Below are 15,076 nucleotides of genomic sequence, written 5' to 3'. Positions count from 1 at the left end.
TCAATCCCTGTCCATCGCAGCGGGCAGCTGCGGCCGTGCGTGAAGATAGCGGGCGGCGCGGCGTTTGCTGACGATATCCTTATAGACCTTCTCGACCTGCTCGGCGGTGAGGCCAGCGGCGGCGGCAACCACGCCGGCCGAAATTCCGTGATTCATGCCATAGAGGCACAAATCCATCAACTGATAGGGCAAAGCGAAGTAGAACTCCTCCTGGGTTTGCGCCATGGAAAACGTGTCCGTGGTCGGCGGCCTTGTTCGGACCTCCTTGTCAATACCGAGATACTCCGCCAGCTGGTAAACCTGGGTCTTGTAGAGATGGACGATAGGCATCACATCGGCGATGCCGTCGCCCTGTTTGACGAAGAAGCCCTGGTCATATTCGAGCCGGTTTGGCGTGCCTGCCACTGCATAGTTGAGGCGGTCCGCATGATAATACTCGGTCATCTTGCGAACCCGCTGCTTGTAGTTGGTGGCAGCGACGATCTGCAGGTAAGCCGCCGGCGACAGACGCACGGTGTCGATCTTTCCGTGCGGATCCTCGACCGTAAGGCGCGTGATATTGAGGCCGCTGCTCTCCAGCACCGATGCCATGACCAGCTTGCATTTCCAGCCTTCGCCATATCCAGGGACGGCAGTTCGGATGGCCTCGATCTGTCGGGCGTATGCGCCGATGCCTTCAAGCGCCGGCTCGATATCTTCAAGGATTGTGTCGATGCCAAGCTGCCCGGCGACGCTGCGGCCAAGCCTCAACGAGTCGCCTGACGAATGGCGCTCCGGCATGAACAGGCCGAGCACCTTGTCCTTCCCGAACGCCCGTGCGCACAGCGTTGCGACGACCGAACTGTCGATGCCTCCGGAGAGCCCGACGACCACTCCGCGACGCCGTTGTGTGCCGAGAACCTGCTCGCGCAAAGTCTCGACGATGCGATCGATCTCCAGCCGGGCATCGAGCGCCAGCACATCGCTGCTGAATTCCCCGATCAGGTCGATGACACTGCCTCCTGTTGGCGTGACTCGACTGAAGAGTAGGTCTCGGTCACAGCGTTTTCGATGAGTGGGCGATTGATGGTCAGATGGGGCTCCACGACCATGTCGATGTGAGTGCCGGCGATCGGAATGACGTCCAGATGGACGAATGCCCGGTCCCACCCGAGTGCAAGCGGCATTCCGGGCCGCGCGCAACGGAACAAGGTGCCGGTGATCGGCAGTATCGGCCTGGGTTCTGCCAGCCATTGGAAGAAGGCGCGCGCCCGCAGAACCTCCTGCAGTTCCAGTTTGGTTCTGAAGCTCGTCGGGTTGAACTGACCCTCGGCATAGCGGTCGAGGAAGCTGGCAAGCCGGGATTCGCAGTGCATTTTGACCGCGACCTTGGCAAGCGCGCGGCACGCCACCCGACTAGCCGATATACGATTGGTTCGGATCCGGTGAAATGTCCGGGTAATGGTCTCCCAACGCTTGCTGCGTTCGCCAACCAGACTGGTATCCAGAATGCCCGTGAACGCTACCGCTCGCCCTTGATCAAGCAGACGCGCGGCAACCTCAAAAGCGACCGCTCCTCCGAGCGAGTGGCCAAGCAGGCGAACACAGCCGGTAGGCTGCACGCGGTTGATATGATCGATTGCAGCTTCGACCATTGCGGCGACAGTGTTCTGACCTTGCAGGATCATGCCCAGGGCCGGATATCTGATGGGAGACACCCTGGCGACCTTGCTTATTGCCGAAGCGAACGAAGCAAGGCTCGGACCATAACCGACCGACCCGGGGAAAAGGAAAAGCAGCGGAGGCTCGTGTTTCCAGGCGGGCGCGTGCTCTCCGCCTCGTTGAGCGGAAATGACCGCTGCAACCATCTCATCGAAGCTCATTCCAACCGTGAAGGCTTCCAATCCGAGCTCCTGCCCGATCGCGCTTTCGATTTCCATCACGCAATGGAGCAGCTTAAGCGAATCTCCCCCCGCTTCATCCCAGCACCCCAGGGCGACCCGCGTCTTAAGGACCTTGGTCCAGGCACGCCGTACTATCTGATGAGCAGGAACTTCATTTCCCGCATGGGCGATTTGCGGTGGGGGCGTTGTTTCCCGAACCGAAAGGTCGATTGCAGCCAGCATTGCCATATCGATCTTTCCGCTGGCCAGTCGCGGTATCTCGGCGCTTGCATGGAGCCGCAGCGGGCAAAGCGCCGGCGGCAATTTTGTCCTGGCAAGTTGGCGCAGCTCGTCGCAAAAACTGGCTCCCGCCCCGCCGTGCGGGACGGCGAACGCAACCAGTTCATTCGCCGGGGTGACGATAACCACGGCATCCTTCACCGACGGCGCGCCACGCAGAACCCGTTCGAGTTCGGCCGGCTCAACGCGCCGCCCATTGACCTTTATCTGGCGCCCTTTGCGACCGATGATCCGCAACAGGCCATCACTCCCAATTTGCACAAGATCGCCCGTCGCAAAGATGCGAAGCGTCTGGTCGTCGGGATCTATTTCAAACGGAACGACTGCCCCGTTTTCCCAATATCCGAGGGCGACATACGGACTTCTGATCAACAGTTCTCCGATTTTGCCGGGCTGAACCGGGTAACCTTCTTCATCGACCACTGCGAAGCTGATACCCGGAAGCAGCCAACCGACGGGAGCTGAGGAATCGAATTCCGGCCAATCGTGCGGCAAGAACCACTGCGATCCAGTCGTTTCCGTCGATGAATAGCCGATCTGCACCAGGCAAGTTGGCGGGACAGCCTTGCGCACCAGGCGGATGTCGGCCGAGGACACCTTCTCGCCTCCAATTCGGGCAACCCTGAGTGAACCAAAGGCGTCCGCGGGCTCATCCGCCAGGAGAGCGCGAAGCAATGCCGGCACCAGATAGGTGATCGTCACGCCTTCCGATTGCATGCGGCCGCGAACCGCGCGCAGGCCGACGGCTTCGACCTCCACAAGCTGCAACGTAGCACCCGTAAGAAGAGCGGCAAGTATTTCCCGACAACCGGCGATGGTTGCCGGGCCGGTCAGGGGCAAGAAAACATCCTGCGCATTGATGTGGCACGCGTCGACATATTGCTGCACCCGGCACAGCAAGCTCCGCTGGCTGTTGACAATCCCCTTGGGGCGGCCCGTGCTGCCGGAGGTATAAAGCACGATTGCCGGTGCATCGACAGAAACGGTACGGTGTCCAGCTGGACGAAGCGTTGCCTGCAACGATTGCGCTATATCGATCCGGGCAACGTGCTGGGGCAGATCAAGGCCGTGGAGGCCTTTGTCGCCAATTATGGCGGAGAGCCTCGCGTCGGCGACGATTTCGTTGATGCGCGAGTCCGGATCTCGCACGTTAAGCGGCACTGACGGTCGACCGGATGCCATGCTGGCCAGCATCGCAACGGTGTACCAGACCGAGTTGGCCTGAAGTATTCCAACCGCATTTCCGTCGGGAACGACGGCTTCAATCCGGCTGGCCAAGGCCTCGACCGCCCGAAAAAGCTCGGAATAGGTCAGTCGGTTGGTGCCGTCGCTGGCGGCTAATTTTTCGGAATAATGCCCGGCGATTTCCCTCAGGTGATCAAAGACCGGAATATCGACGAAGCCAGTTCCCATCCGTTGATGCAGACGTAGAACGGGCCCGCCCTCGTCAAGAGCATGATCGGGAACTTTTGACCATCGACAAGAGACCACCGCTTGGTAGTCAGCCTGCACCGTTTGAATCGCCCTCGAAGATTCTAAATGCGCCAGAGACATAAGGGCCCCACGCTAGGATTGTTGCCGCTTATCGCCCCGTGGCATGATCTTTTCATCAATCATTCGGATGATGCGCGAGGCGGTCTTGATCGCTTAAATCGTTCGAAGTTGAGCATGCCAGCCTGCGCTCGCTCGGCTGTGCTACCTTACCGAAGTGTCGGGCTGTGCGCTGCGGTCCGCTTCGCCAGTGCCTGAAATGAAGCAGTATGCGAATACTTCCCCTCCAAGCTCATCCGTGACACGAACCCAGTTGTTTTCCCATGTCCTCAGGGTAACCTGGCGTCCTGTTGATATAGTCGCCGCCGTGAACGGGCTGGACGCATTGACATTACTCGCCGCAACCACGTCGTCCCCTTCCATTTGCTCTACCAGGTATGTTTGCATCACTGCTCCTGACTGCAGGGCATGGCCGGTTCAATTGCGTGTAGCTGGAGGCATGACCTTCCAACCGCAGGGAACGGATTTCGTTCCATGCGACAGGCAACCCTGCCGCCGGCAGTCAGCGTTCAGTCGCCCCGCCGCCCCTGGCAGGACCATGGCCTAGCCGCTGAATGACTTGGTCAGGACTGAGCTATGCTTTGGCGGAGGTGGAGCCTCGCGCTGCGCCGCATACTTCTGGAACAGTGCAATCTTGTCGGGATAAGTAATCCGGATTTCGCTGTGACATCCCTCGCAGCGATATTTCGATGCAACCTGAAACCAGCGCCCGGGTTTCAGCAAAGCCAATCCGCAACGCGGGCATTTGAACGTCATTTCAAGAGGGCATAGATTCTGACACAGCGGCATTTCGCAACTTCCATAAGAGATATCTAATGTTAGGCAACGGCAGCCGGCCGGAATCGTTCCTAGACGCCGTTCTTTTCGTCAGGCCGATGACCAACCCGGACGCCGGGAGACCATTTGCCCGCGATGCCAGCTTGACTGACGCAGGCCTGAACTCAGGCGCATCCCGCTTTCATGGTGACGTCGCGCCTGAGCGCCGATCGAACGGTCGTCAGAAGGTTTTGTGGGAACTTGTTCACCGGACCTCGGCACCGAGCGTGATCGCTTGGGGCGACGACGGGCCGCACGGTCGACGACACGACCTCTAATCCGGACGCCGAAACAGCGCCGCGCGCCAGCACAAGAAGGACGAAAGCAGCGCAACCAGGCGGCACTCCTTGAGCATCTCGCCTATACCGGTGCGCTCGACAGCCGCGATCCCGACCGAATTGATATGGATATGGAGGCGCTATTGAAGAGAACCGACGCATCCCTTGGGGAATGCGTCGGTTCCAGAAGCTTACGCGTGGCGGATTTCCGTTCCCAGCACCTTCAAACATTCGCGGATGAACGCAGCAAGCGCCGTCCAGCCTTTGGCAGAAACCATTGTCCCGTCCACATAGGCCTCGGTCGGCGACAGGTCGATATAGGTGCCACCCGCCAGTGTCACTTCAGGCTCGCAGGCGCCGAGTGCTGCGACCTTCTTGCCACGCACCACGCCGTCGACAGCGATCAGGATCTGCACACCGTGGCAGATGGTGAAGATCGGCTTCTTGGCCTCGTGGAAATGGCGCACGATCGCCTGCACGCGCTTGTCGGTGCGGATGTATTCCGGGCCGCGGCCGCCCGCGCAGTAGACGGCATGATATTGATCGAGCTGCCTCTCAGCTTCCGAGAAAGTCTTGTTGATCAGCGCATAGTGGCCGAGCTTTTCGGTGTAGGTCTGGTCGCCCTCGAAGTCGTGCAGCGAGGTCTTGATCAGATCTCCGGCGTTCTTGTCCGGGCATACCACGTGGATGGTGTGACCGACGGCTTCCATGGCTTGCTGATAGACAAAGATTTCGTATTCTTCGGTGAACTCACCGGTCAGCATCAGTATCTTTTTGCCTGGCATGGCTCTTCCTCTCAGTGTTTGAGCTAGGCAAGGCGCAGACCGCGCCCTGCCTTTCGGTGAAATCGGACAGGGTTAGAATGGCGAGTCAGGGAAATAGTATTCCTTGGCGTTGGCTTGGGTGATCAACGGCGCGTCGAGCTTGACGGTGCCACGGACGGGTGCCTGGCCGATCAGGTTGGCGACGGTCATGTAGATCGCGGTCTTGATCATCGACGGCGGATATGGCGTCTCGACCGGCGTCATGGCGTCGCCGTCGATCACCTTCTTGACGATGTCCTTCATGCCGTTGCCACCGAGCGCCAGCTTGATATCGGTCCGGCCCGATTGCTTGACCGCTTCGAGCACGCCAAGCAGCATGTCGTCGTCATTGGCCCAGACCGCATCGATATGGGGGTACTTGGCCAAATAGTCCTGCATCAGCTTGAAGGCCTCGTCGCTGTTCCAATGCGCGTACTGGATGTCGAGGACTTTCAGGTTCGTACCCTTGATCGTGTCCTGGAAGCCCTTGATGCGCTCGTCGTCGATGACGGTCGGAATGCCGCGCAGCACAACGACGTCGCCCTTGCCGCCGAGCTTGTCGATCATGAACTTGGCTGTGTTGGTGCCAACCGCGATATTGTCGCCGGCGAGGTAAAGATCCTGGACGGAGGCGTCAGTCAGACCGCGATCGACGACGGTGATGAACGTGCCCATGTCCTTGATAGCCTTGACCGGCTGAGTCAACTCTTCCGAGCTGTAAGGCAGGATCACCAAAGCGTCCAGCTTGCGGCTGGCCGACAGGTCCTCAAGCGCGCTGACCTGCTCCGCCGCCGACGGCGACGTCTTCACGACCACTTCGACGTTCGGGAACGCGGCATTGATTTCCTTGGCCGCCGCTTGTGCGTGATAGACGATGCCCGCCGTCCAACCGTGGTCGGCTGCCGGTATCGACACCGCGATGACCTTCTTGTCTTGCGCCATGGCCTGGCCGGCCAGCAGCAGCGCGCCAAGTGTCGCCGCCGCAATCCATTTTCTACTGAACATTGTCTTCTCCCTTGGACCTACAAGAACGTTGATCCGCGTGGTCCGGACGCGGCGCTATTTCGAATTCGAAAACCGCTGGATGAGCATGGCGATGATGATGATGACGCCCTGAACAGCGGCGACGAGGTATTCGGAGACGAAGTCCGACAGCACCATGAGGTTGGCGATGAGCTCCAGGATGACGGCGCCGGCGACTGTTCCCCACACATGGCCCTTGCCGCCGCGCAGCGCGGTGCCGCCGATCACCACTGCGGTGATGACCTGCAGTTCCCAAAGCTGTCCGGTCGTCGGCGTTGCGGCGCCCAGGCGCGGCACGTAGCAGATCGCGGCAATGGCCACGCAGACACCCTGGACGATATAGGCGACGGTCCGTGTCCTGATCACCGAGATGCCGGAATAACGGGCGACATCCTCATTGGCGCCGACCGCCGCGCATTTGCGGCCGTATTTCATCTTGTACAGGATGAAGGATGCGACCGCGGCGACGGCGATGGATATGAGGATTGGAACCGGGATGCCGGCAACCGTGCCGAAATAGACAGGCCGGTAGGCCTCGCGCAGCGATCGGTCGATCGGTATCGTGCCGCCGTCGGTCAGATAGGTTATCAGCGCCCGGAAAATCCCCATCGTGCCCAGCGTGGCGATAAACGGTTCGATCCTGCCGACCGTGACGATGAGGCCGTTGGCAAGCCCGCACAGCAGGCCGACCAGGATCGCCACCGCCATGCCGGCGGGAATAGCCCAGATACCGGCATGCGGCGCCACCGTGTTCATGAACATGATGGTGATGCCGGTGATGAAGGCGGCCATCGAGCCGACGGAAAGATCGAGCCCGCCGGACGAGATCACAAATGTCGCGCCGACCGCGATAATGGCGATGAAGGCGCTGCGAGTGATGACGTTGGCGAGATTGGTGGCGGACAGGAAATCGGGGTTGATGAGGTAACCCACGACCAGGAGGGCCGCCAGCGCAAGGAAGGGTCCGATGTCGGTCCAACTGACATTGAGATCCAGGGCGCGACGCCCGGGTGCGGATTCGGTCATGACAGCCATTCTGTGCCTCCCTTGGCTTTTGGCCCTGGCTTGGGGCCACTGGTCGCCAGTACCGCCACGTTGCTTTCGGTCATTTCGGCGCCGCTGACCTCGCCGGTGATGCGGCCTTCGCGCATCACCAGGATGCGATCGCAGATGCCGATCAATTCCTGCATCTCCGAAGAGATGACGATGCAGGCCTTGCCCTTCGCCACAAGCTCCTGGATGAAGGCATAGATCTGCGCCTTGTTGGCGATGTCGATGCCGCGCGTGGGCTCGTCGATAATGACCACCGAAGGATCAGTCAGCAGCACCTTCGCCAGCAGCAGCTTCTGCTGATTGCCCCCGGAAAGCTGGCCCGCTTTGGCGCCGAGGCTCTTCAGCCTGATGTCATATGCCTCCACGGCCTGTTCCAGGGCCTCCGCTTCGCGGCGCCGCCCCATCGAGAGGCCGGGATGGAACACACCGAGCGCCGACAGCGTCAGGTTAGGCGCCAGGCGCTCCTGCAGCAGCAGTCCCTTGCCCTTGCGATCCTCGGTCAGGTAACCGACGCTGGCGTCGATCGCCGCGCGCGGCGATTGGAAATGGATCGACTTGCCCTCAAGTTCGACCTTGGCGGCCGCCGGGCGCAGGCCGATAATGCCCTCGAAGAGTTCGGTTCGGCCAGCGCCGACCATGCCGGCGAACCCGAGGATCTCGCCTTTGTGAACCGTGAACGACACGTCCTCCGCATAGCCGGGAACGGAGGCGTTCCTCACGCTCAGCATCGGTACATCCGAAGGCGCTGCGGTCCTTTCAGGATAGAGTGCGGCTAGTTCGCGACCGACCATCAGCCGCGCCATATCCATCTGGCTCAGCGTCTTGCCGGGATAGGTGCCGACCATCTTGCCGTCGCGCAGAACGGTCACCTTGTCGGCCACCCGTTGCACCTCGTCCAACCGGTGGCTGATATACAGCACGGCGATGCCGTGAGCCTTCAGTCGCAGGACGATCTCCAGCAGGCGCTCGACCTCGCCACCGGTCAGAACGGCGGTCGGCTCGTCGAAGATAACCAATTTATAGTCGTCAAGCAGAGCGCGAGCGATCTGCACCATCTGCCGGTCTGCCAGCGAGACGTCGCGCACCAGTGCCCTTGGCGAGACCGCGCAGCCGATCTGCGCCAGTTTCTCGGCCGCCAGCCGGCGCATGGTGCGGTCATCCACGACAAGGCCACGCGAAAGCTCTCGCCCGAGAAACAGATTGTCGGTGACCGTGAGCCCCTCGGCGAGCAGGATCTCCTGGTGAACCAAGGCGATACCGGCATCCTGTGCCTGGCTGGGCTTGGCAAATTTCACCGCATGTCCGTTCATCGACAATATGCCGTGGCTTGGCTCGACATAGCCGGACAGCAGCCGCATCAACGTCGACTTGCCGGCACCGTTCTCGCCAATGATGGCGTGGATCTCACCGGGCAGGACGTCTAGGGTGATGTCCGACAACACCGTCACCGGGCCGTATTGCTTGGACAATTGCTGGGCGCGCAGCACCGGTTCGAGCGAACCATGCGCATTGCTGGACAACGTGCTCCCGCCCTCCCCGGCGATATTCGCGGCAATGGACATCCGTTCCGACCTCAATCGAATGCCGGGAGCAGGCGATCGCGCGAGTGCTCTATATGGATGCGCATCGCCTTTGCGGCGGCATCGGGATCGGCAGAGCCGAACGCGGCAAGAATCGCCTCGTGTTCGTCAAGTGCCTCTTCGGTCACACGTGCATGAAACATCAGGCGGAAGATGTGGAAGTGCGTGTGCTGGTGGCTCAACGTCTCGCGGATGAGTTCGTTTTGAGAAAACTCCAAGATCTTGTCGTGGAAGATCGCATCCTGCCTGGCGAAGTTCGAATAGCGTACGCGATCATCCTTGCCTTCGCGGCGAGACATCACGCCGGCGGCTTCGAGCAACAGATTGAACTTGGCCTCGTCCATCATTGCGGCGGCCTTTGCGGCGCCATGCGGTTCGAGCAGCAGACGCATCTCGTATAATTCGTCGAAACGGCGCCGGGTGATCTGGGGTGCGGCACGATAACCGATCAAATGCGTCTTGAGCACGAGGCCTTCGCCTTCGAGCCGGCCAAGGGCTTCGCGGATCGGCGTGTGCGAGACGTTGAATTCCTTGACCAGGCTATCGACTGTAATGCGTGAGCCTGGCGGGATTTTCAGCGCCATCAACTGCGCGAAGATGGCTTCATAGACATCTTCGACGAGACTGTTGGCGCGCTGGATGCGACCAGCTCCAATGGTGGCGTCGCTTGGGTCGGGTAAGTTTGCGGTCTGCATATTTTGCCTCTTGACAGTGAGGACTGCTAACACGATGGTTCCGTCGATGCAATCCTATATCCTATACGATTTTAAAGCGGATATTTTGTAGGGGCGAGAGACACGCTCTTAGACCGTCCGATCCAAGCCCAGTTCAATGCCTCCGTTTCCAGTCAGCCGCCGTCAAAGGACCGATCATGACCCTCTTCGCCGCCCTGCGGTTGCCGCGTGAAATCCTGTTCGGGAAAGGGCAGCGCCATGTGCTGCCGACGGTCGCCGCCCGGTTCGGCCGACGTGCGCTGGTCTGCACCGATGAGCGCTTCGCGGGCACAGCGGTATTCGCCGACATCATCAAGTCCCTTCAGTCGGCTTCGATCGAAGTCCTTGTGCATGACCGCGTTCTGCCCGACGTGCCACGCGACACGGTCGGCATCTGTGTCGAGGAAGCGAAGGGGTTCAGACCGGACATGGTGATCGGCATCGGCGGCGGCAGCTGTCTCGATTTCGCCAAATGCACCACCCTGCTTCTCAGCCATGGCGGCAAGCTCCAGGACTATTACGGGGAGTTCAAGGTGCCGGGTCCGACACTGCCGCTGATCGCCGTGCCCACCACGGCCGGCACCGGCTCCGAGGTGACGCCGGTCGCGGTGATTTCCGACCCGGACCGGACGCTCAAGGTGGGCATATCGAGCCCTCACCTTATCGCCGCCGTCGCTCTGTGCGATCCCGAGTTGACAATGACCTGTCCGCCTGGCCTGACCGCGATCGCCGGCGCTGACGCGCTGACCCATGCGATCGAGGCCTTCACCGCCATGCGGCGCGGTGAAGACCCCAATCTGCCGCAACAGCATGTCTTCATCGGCAAGACTGCGCTGACCGACCATTTCGCGTTGCTCGCGATAAAACTGCTTGGCCGGAGCCTGGAGAAAGCCTGCAGCGACGGCACCGATGCCGACGCGCGCGCCGATGTCATGATGGGCGCGCTGGCGGCGGGCTGCGCATTCGGCACCGCCGGCACGGCGGCGGCGCATGCCGTGCAATACCCGGCAGGCGCCCTCACCCACACCGCCCATGGTTTGGGCGTGGCGACAATGATGCCTTACGTGATGACCTATAACAGCCGCGTCGCCGCTCACGAGATGGCAGAGATCGGCGCGGCACTTGGCTTGGAGACCAAGGCCAGAACCGCCGCCGAGATGGCAGCCGCCACAATCGAGGAGATCAGGCGATTGTTCGCGGCGATCGGTATTACGCCGACACTGGCGGATTTAGGCCTCCCCGCCGATAAGCTTGACTGGACCGCCGAGCAAGCGCTCGGCATCGACCGCCTGATCAAGAACAATCCGCGTGCCTTCGATCTCGGCACGATGCGACGCCTCGTCCAGGCTGCCCATGACGGCGACCTCGCCGCCTGCGTTATGTGAAAAACGGAACAAAGCGATGAATTTGAAGGCTCAGCAACTCGACCAGGATGGCTATGACGTGCGCGGTTTTTCGCACGGACTTTACATCGACGGCACCTGGCGACCGTCCTCCGACGGTCGGCTCATCGATGTCGTCGATCCCTCCTCCGGGGCGGTGATCGCGGCGGTTCCCGATGCGACGGTCGAGGACGCCACCGCCGCCGTCGAGGCGGCGGCCAAAGCAGCTAAGGGATGGCGGGAAACTGCGCCGCGCAAACGCTCGGAAATCCTTCGGCGTTGTTTCGAACTGATGGTCGAACGCTCGGAAACGCTTGCCATGCTGATCTCGCTGGAGAATGGCAAGGCGCTGCGCGACGCGCGCGGCGAAGTGGCGTACGCCGCCGAGTTCTTCCGCTGGAATGCTGAGGAAGCGGTCCGGATCACCGGTGAATTCGGCACTGCGCCATCCGGCACCAACCGGATCGTGGTCGATTATGAGCCGATCGGAATCTGCGTGCTGATCACACCGTGGAATTTTCCGGCCGCGATGGCGACCCGCAAGATCGCGCCGGCGCTGGCGGCAGGCTGCACTGTCGTCCTGAAGCCGGCCAGTGAAACACCGCTGACGGCCTATGCGCTGGCGGCACTCTACAGCGAAGCCGGCGTGCCTGCCGGCGTCGTCAACGTGCTGACCACGACCAGTCCCGGGCCGCTGACTTCGGCCATGCTCGCCGATCCACGCGTCAGGAAACTGTCCTTCACGGGGTCGACGGGTGTCGGCCGAACCTTGCTCGGCGAGGCTTCAAAGCATGTCATTTCCTGTTCGATGGAACTCGGCGGCAATGCCCCGTTTGTCGTTTTCGACGATGCCGATCTCGACGCCGCCCTCCACGGCGCGATGATCGCCAAGATGCGCAACGCCGGCGAAGCCTGCACCGCTGCCAATCGCCTCTATGTGCAATCGGGAATCTATGATGCTTTTGCCGACGGGCTCCGCAAGCGCATGGCGGCACTTAAGGTGGGAGCGGGTCCGAATGCCGACACCGAATGCGGGCCGATGATCACCAGAAAGGCTGTCGACAAGATCGACCGCCTGGTCAAGGACGCGGTGGGCCGGGGAGCCAAGGTGCTTTGCGGCGGGTCGATTTCGGAGGAAGAAGGATTCTTCTATCCGCCCACAGTGCTGTCCGATGTGCCGCCCGACGCGGAGATGGCGCACGAGGAGATTTTCGGCCCGGTAGCACCCATCACACGCTTCGACACCGAGGCCGAGGCGATCGCACATGCTAACAACACGGAATATGGCCTGGCCGCTTACATATACACACGCGATATTGGACGCGGCATGCGGGTGGCGTCCGGGATCGAGGCCGGCATGATCGGTCTCAACCGGGGACTGATGTCGGATCCGGCCGCACCATTCGGAGGCGTCAAGCAGAGTGGCCTTGGCCGCGAAGGCGGCCAGCACCACGGCATCGCCGAGTTCATGGAGGCTAAATATATTGCCGTCACCTTCTGAACCGGCAGTCATGTCAAAGGATGCTTTTCGCACGCGCGACCATGTGGCCGACTTTGACGATATCGTGGCCGACATAGTAAGCCGCAGCGCCGAAACCCGGGCGACCCTGCCAATGTCGGCTGATATCGCCTATGGCGAGGGCAAGGCCGAAAGGTTGGACCTCTTCTTTCCGCCCGGCGCGCGCAGGGATCTTCCCGTGCACATCTTCATCCATGGCGGCTACTGGCGCATGTTCTCCAGGAGCGACTATTCTTATGTAGCGAACACAGTCACCAAAGCTGGGGCGATCGCGGTCATCGTCGACTATGCGCTGATGCCCGAATTCAGGATGGCGGCAATCGTCGCCCAGGTCCGGCGCGCCAAACAATGGGTGCTGGACAATATAGCCGCTCATGGCGGTGACCCGGCCCGGCTAAGCGTAAGTGGTCATTCGGCGGGCGCACACCTGGCAACATTCCTGTTCGAAAAGACGCCAATGCCATCGCGCATACGTGCGGCGCTGCTGCTAGGCGGCCTTTACGACCTCAAGCCCCTTCAGACGTCCTTCCTCCAGCCGCTAATCGGAATCACCGATGAGGAGGCAGCTGCCTTCACCCCAATGACGCGGTGGCATGACCCGGAGACGGCAGCGACCATTCTCGTGGGAGATCAGGAAACGTCACCTTTTCACCAGCAGGCCGCCGACTTCGTAAAGCGCTTGCGCGCGCAGGGGCACCTTGTCTGCGACCTCCGCCTGAATGACCGAAACCACATGAACAGCGTGCGTGATCTGGGCATCAGCGGCACACAATCTGGCGATTGCCTGATGGCGATGATCGAGGGAAACTGCCTATAGGACGGAACCTGGGGAAGCAGAGCCGCTTGACTGCCGGGCCAGACACTCCCGTCACTCAAGAAAGTACCGTCACGGGATCGCGGCACGCTACCGGCATCGGACTGAGCTTAGCGGCAGGTGAAATCCGGCAGAGGACACAAGCGACGATTCCTCATCCTCTTTCTCCACACTGACGAACTGCACAGCGCATCAGAAAATCGAAATTGCCCCTGCCGCCCTGAGTCGCGATGGTCTTAACGCAAGCAGCCGGCTTAGGGCTGTGGAGGAAACGTCGTCGCGGCAAAGCCCCTGGGGCAAGGCCGCTTTGGCACGCCGCTGGTTCAAACCGGCAGCGAGGGAGGAACTGACTTGGCTGGTTCGGGCAAATCCGACACCGCGCGCTTGGGCATCAAAATGTCCCAGGAACTCGTCGTCGGCGCGATCTCGGCCGTCCTGTTCCTGGTGTTCTCGGCGACGCTCAACAATTTCCTGAGCCAAGGCAACATCCTTGCCATTCTCAAGAATGTCTCGATCCTCGGCACGCTGGCCGTCGGCATGGGGTTCATCGTCGTCGGGCGCGGCATCGACCTGACCATGGTGGCGGTGATGGTGGTCGGCGTCGCCTTCAGCATTTGGATCTCCACCTGGGGCGTCGACTTCACGCTGGCCATCATGTGCGGCGCCATCCTGGTCGCGGTCATCGGCCTGTTCACCGGCGTCATGGTGGCAGTGGCCGAAATTCCGCCGATCTTCGCCACCCTTGCCATCGCATCCTCGGTCTACGGCTCTGGCCGCATCGTCTTTGCGTCCGACGTGCTCTATGCCCCCTCCGATATTGGCTGGCTGAAATTCGTCGGCAACGGAACCATCCTCGGCATCCCGATGTCGGTGATCATCTTCGCGGCGGTGGCCGCGCTCATGGGCTTCTTCCTGAGGAAGACCCGCTTCGGCCGGCTGGTCTATGCCACTGGCGACAACCCGAACGCGGCCCGCACCACAGGGCTGCCGACGCGCCCGATCATCGTGACGCAATATGTCATCAGCGCCCTCATTGCCTATACCGCCGGCATCATCATGCTGGGGCTGGTCACCGGCATCGACACCCGCCTCTACAATTCCAGCCTGATCTACGACGTGCTGCTGGTGGTCGTGTTGGGCGGCATCGGCCTCTCCGGTGGCCAGGGCGGCGTACGCAACGTCATCGTCGGCACCATTCTGGTCGGCATCCTGACCAACGGGATGACGATCCTGAACTTCAGCTACACCAGCCAGAATCTGATCAAGAGCGTGATCCTGCTGGGCGCGCTGGCGATCGACGCCATCATCAATCCGCGCGACGAGCAGACCTCGCAAAGCGGCGACATCTGAAACAAGAACCGAGACATAAATCTGGGAGGAGA

The 15,076-nt window shown here is 61.1% G+C and carries 11 protein-coding genes; 4 read left to right on the top strand and 7 right to left on the bottom strand.

Annotation, left to right across the window (positions count from 1 at the left end; all coding sequences use genetic code 11):
* From nadE to AC0L3E_RS15755, 7 genes are all read right to left on the bottom strand, one after another.
* On the bottom strand, positions 1–984 hold the full coding sequence (gene nadE, locus AC0L3E_RS15785; RefSeq protein ID WP_281062082.1) for an NAD(+) synthase: 984 nt from the start codon (positions 982–984) through the stop codon (positions 1–3).
* Complete coding sequence (locus AC0L3E_RS15780; protein ID WP_473605125.1) at positions 981–3,575, bottom strand: AMP-binding protein; 2,595 nt, start codon at positions 3,573–3,575, stop codon at positions 981–983. The genes nadE and AC0L3E_RS15780 overlap by 4 nt, the downstream gene beginning before the upstream one ends.
* Positions 3,576–4,998: 1,423 nt before the next feature.
* Positions 4,999–5,592, bottom strand: a complete 594-nt coding sequence (locus AC0L3E_RS15775; RefSeq protein ID WP_013533129.1) for a DJ-1/PfpI family protein — start codon at positions 5,590–5,592, stop codon at positions 4,999–5,001.
* A gap of 72 nt (positions 5,593–5,664) precedes the next feature.
* Positions 5,665–6,615: a substrate-binding domain-containing protein gene (locus AC0L3E_RS15770; protein ID WP_023808960.1), complete on the bottom strand. Its 951-nt coding sequence runs from the start codon at positions 6,613–6,615 to the stop codon at positions 5,665–5,667.
* 54 nt (positions 6,616–6,669) lie between these two features.
* Positions 6,670–7,659 (bottom strand): ABC transporter permease, encoded by a 990-nt coding sequence (locus tag AC0L3E_RS15765; protein WP_245469691.1) that lies wholly within the window; start codon positions 7,657–7,659, stop codon positions 6,670–6,672.
* Complete coding sequence (locus tag AC0L3E_RS15760; RefSeq protein ID WP_473605124.1) at positions 7,656–9,248, bottom strand: sugar ABC transporter ATP-binding protein; 1,593 nt, start codon at positions 9,246–9,248, stop codon at positions 7,656–7,658. The genes AC0L3E_RS15765 and AC0L3E_RS15760 overlap by 4 nt, the downstream gene beginning before the upstream one ends.
* A gap of 11 nt (positions 9,249–9,259) precedes the next feature.
* Positions 9,260–9,961 (bottom strand): GntR family transcriptional regulator, encoded by a 702-nt coding sequence (locus AC0L3E_RS15755; protein WP_473605123.1) that lies wholly within the window; start codon positions 9,959–9,961, stop codon positions 9,260–9,262.
* A gap of 176 nt (positions 9,962–10,137) precedes the next feature.
* Between AC0L3E_RS15755 and AC0L3E_RS15750 the strand changes: the two genes are divergently transcribed.
* The 4 genes from AC0L3E_RS15750 (at position 10,138) to AC0L3E_RS15735 (ending at position 15,044) form a co-directional block, all read left to right on the top strand.
* Complete coding sequence (locus tag AC0L3E_RS15750; RefSeq protein WP_127811197.1) at positions 10,138–11,364, top strand: iron-containing alcohol dehydrogenase; 1,227 nt, start codon at positions 10,138–10,140, stop codon at positions 11,362–11,364.
* Positions 11,365–11,380: 16 nt separating this feature from the next.
* Positions 11,381–12,862, top strand: coding sequence for an NAD-dependent succinate-semialdehyde dehydrogenase (locus AC0L3E_RS15745; RefSeq protein WP_128309739.1), 1,482 nt, complete (start codon positions 11,381–11,383; stop codon positions 12,860–12,862).
* A gap of 10 nt (positions 12,863–12,872) precedes the next feature.
* Positions 12,873–13,697, top strand: coding sequence for an alpha/beta hydrolase (locus AC0L3E_RS15740; protein WP_164898866.1), 825 nt, complete (start codon positions 12,873–12,875; stop codon positions 13,695–13,697).
* A gap of 393 nt (positions 13,698–14,090) precedes the next feature.
* Positions 14,091–15,044, top strand: a complete 954-nt coding sequence (locus AC0L3E_RS15735; protein WP_236383139.1) for an ABC transporter permease — start codon at positions 14,091–14,093, stop codon at positions 15,042–15,044.
* The last annotated feature ends 32 nt before the right edge of the window (positions 15,045–15,076 follow it).

The organism is Mesorhizobium sp. WSM4822, from assembly GCF_055811155.1.
This window is presented reverse-complemented; position numbering and strand designations above follow the sequence as displayed.

What these genes read in the sequence shown, in the direction of transcription:
- AC0L3E_RS15780 (WP_473605125.1), bottom strand. Translation starts at nt 3,575, where the DNA reads ATGGGAACTGGCTTCGTCGATATTCCGGTCTTTGATCACCTGAGGGAA.
- AC0L3E_RS15775 (WP_013533129.1), bottom strand. Translation starts at nt 5,592, where the DNA reads ATGCCAGGCAAAAAGATACTGATGCTGACCGGTGAGTTCACCGAAGAA.
- AC0L3E_RS15770 (WP_023808960.1), bottom strand. Translation starts at nt 6,615, where the DNA reads ATGTTCAGTAGAAAATGGATTGCGGCGGCGACACTTGGCGCGCTGCTG.
- AC0L3E_RS15765 (WP_245469691.1), bottom strand. Translation starts at nt 7,659, where the DNA reads ATGACCGAATCCGCACCCGGGCGTCGCGCCCTGGATCTCAATGTCAGT.
- AC0L3E_RS15760 (WP_473605124.1), bottom strand. Translation starts at nt 9,248, where the DNA reads ATGTCCATTGCCGCGAATATCGCCGGGGAGGGCGGGAGCACGTTGTCC.
- AC0L3E_RS15755 (WP_473605123.1), bottom strand. Translation starts at nt 9,961, where the DNA reads ATGCAGACCGCAAACTTACCCGACCCAAGCGACGCCACCATTGGAGCT.
- AC0L3E_RS15750 (WP_127811197.1), top strand. Translation starts at nt 10,138, where the DNA reads ATGACCCTCTTCGCCGCCCTGCGGTTGCCGCGTGAAATCCTGTTCGGG.
- AC0L3E_RS15745 (WP_128309739.1), top strand. Translation starts at nt 11,381, where the DNA reads ATGAATTTGAAGGCTCAGCAACTCGACCAGGATGGCTATGACGTGCGC.
- AC0L3E_RS15740 (WP_164898866.1), top strand. Translation starts at nt 12,873, where the DNA reads ATGTCAAAGGATGCTTTTCGCACGCGCGACCATGTGGCCGACTTTGAC.
- AC0L3E_RS15735 (WP_236383139.1), top strand. Translation starts at nt 14,091, where the DNA reads ATGTCCCAGGAACTCGTCGTCGGCGCGATCTCGGCCGTCCTGTTCCTG.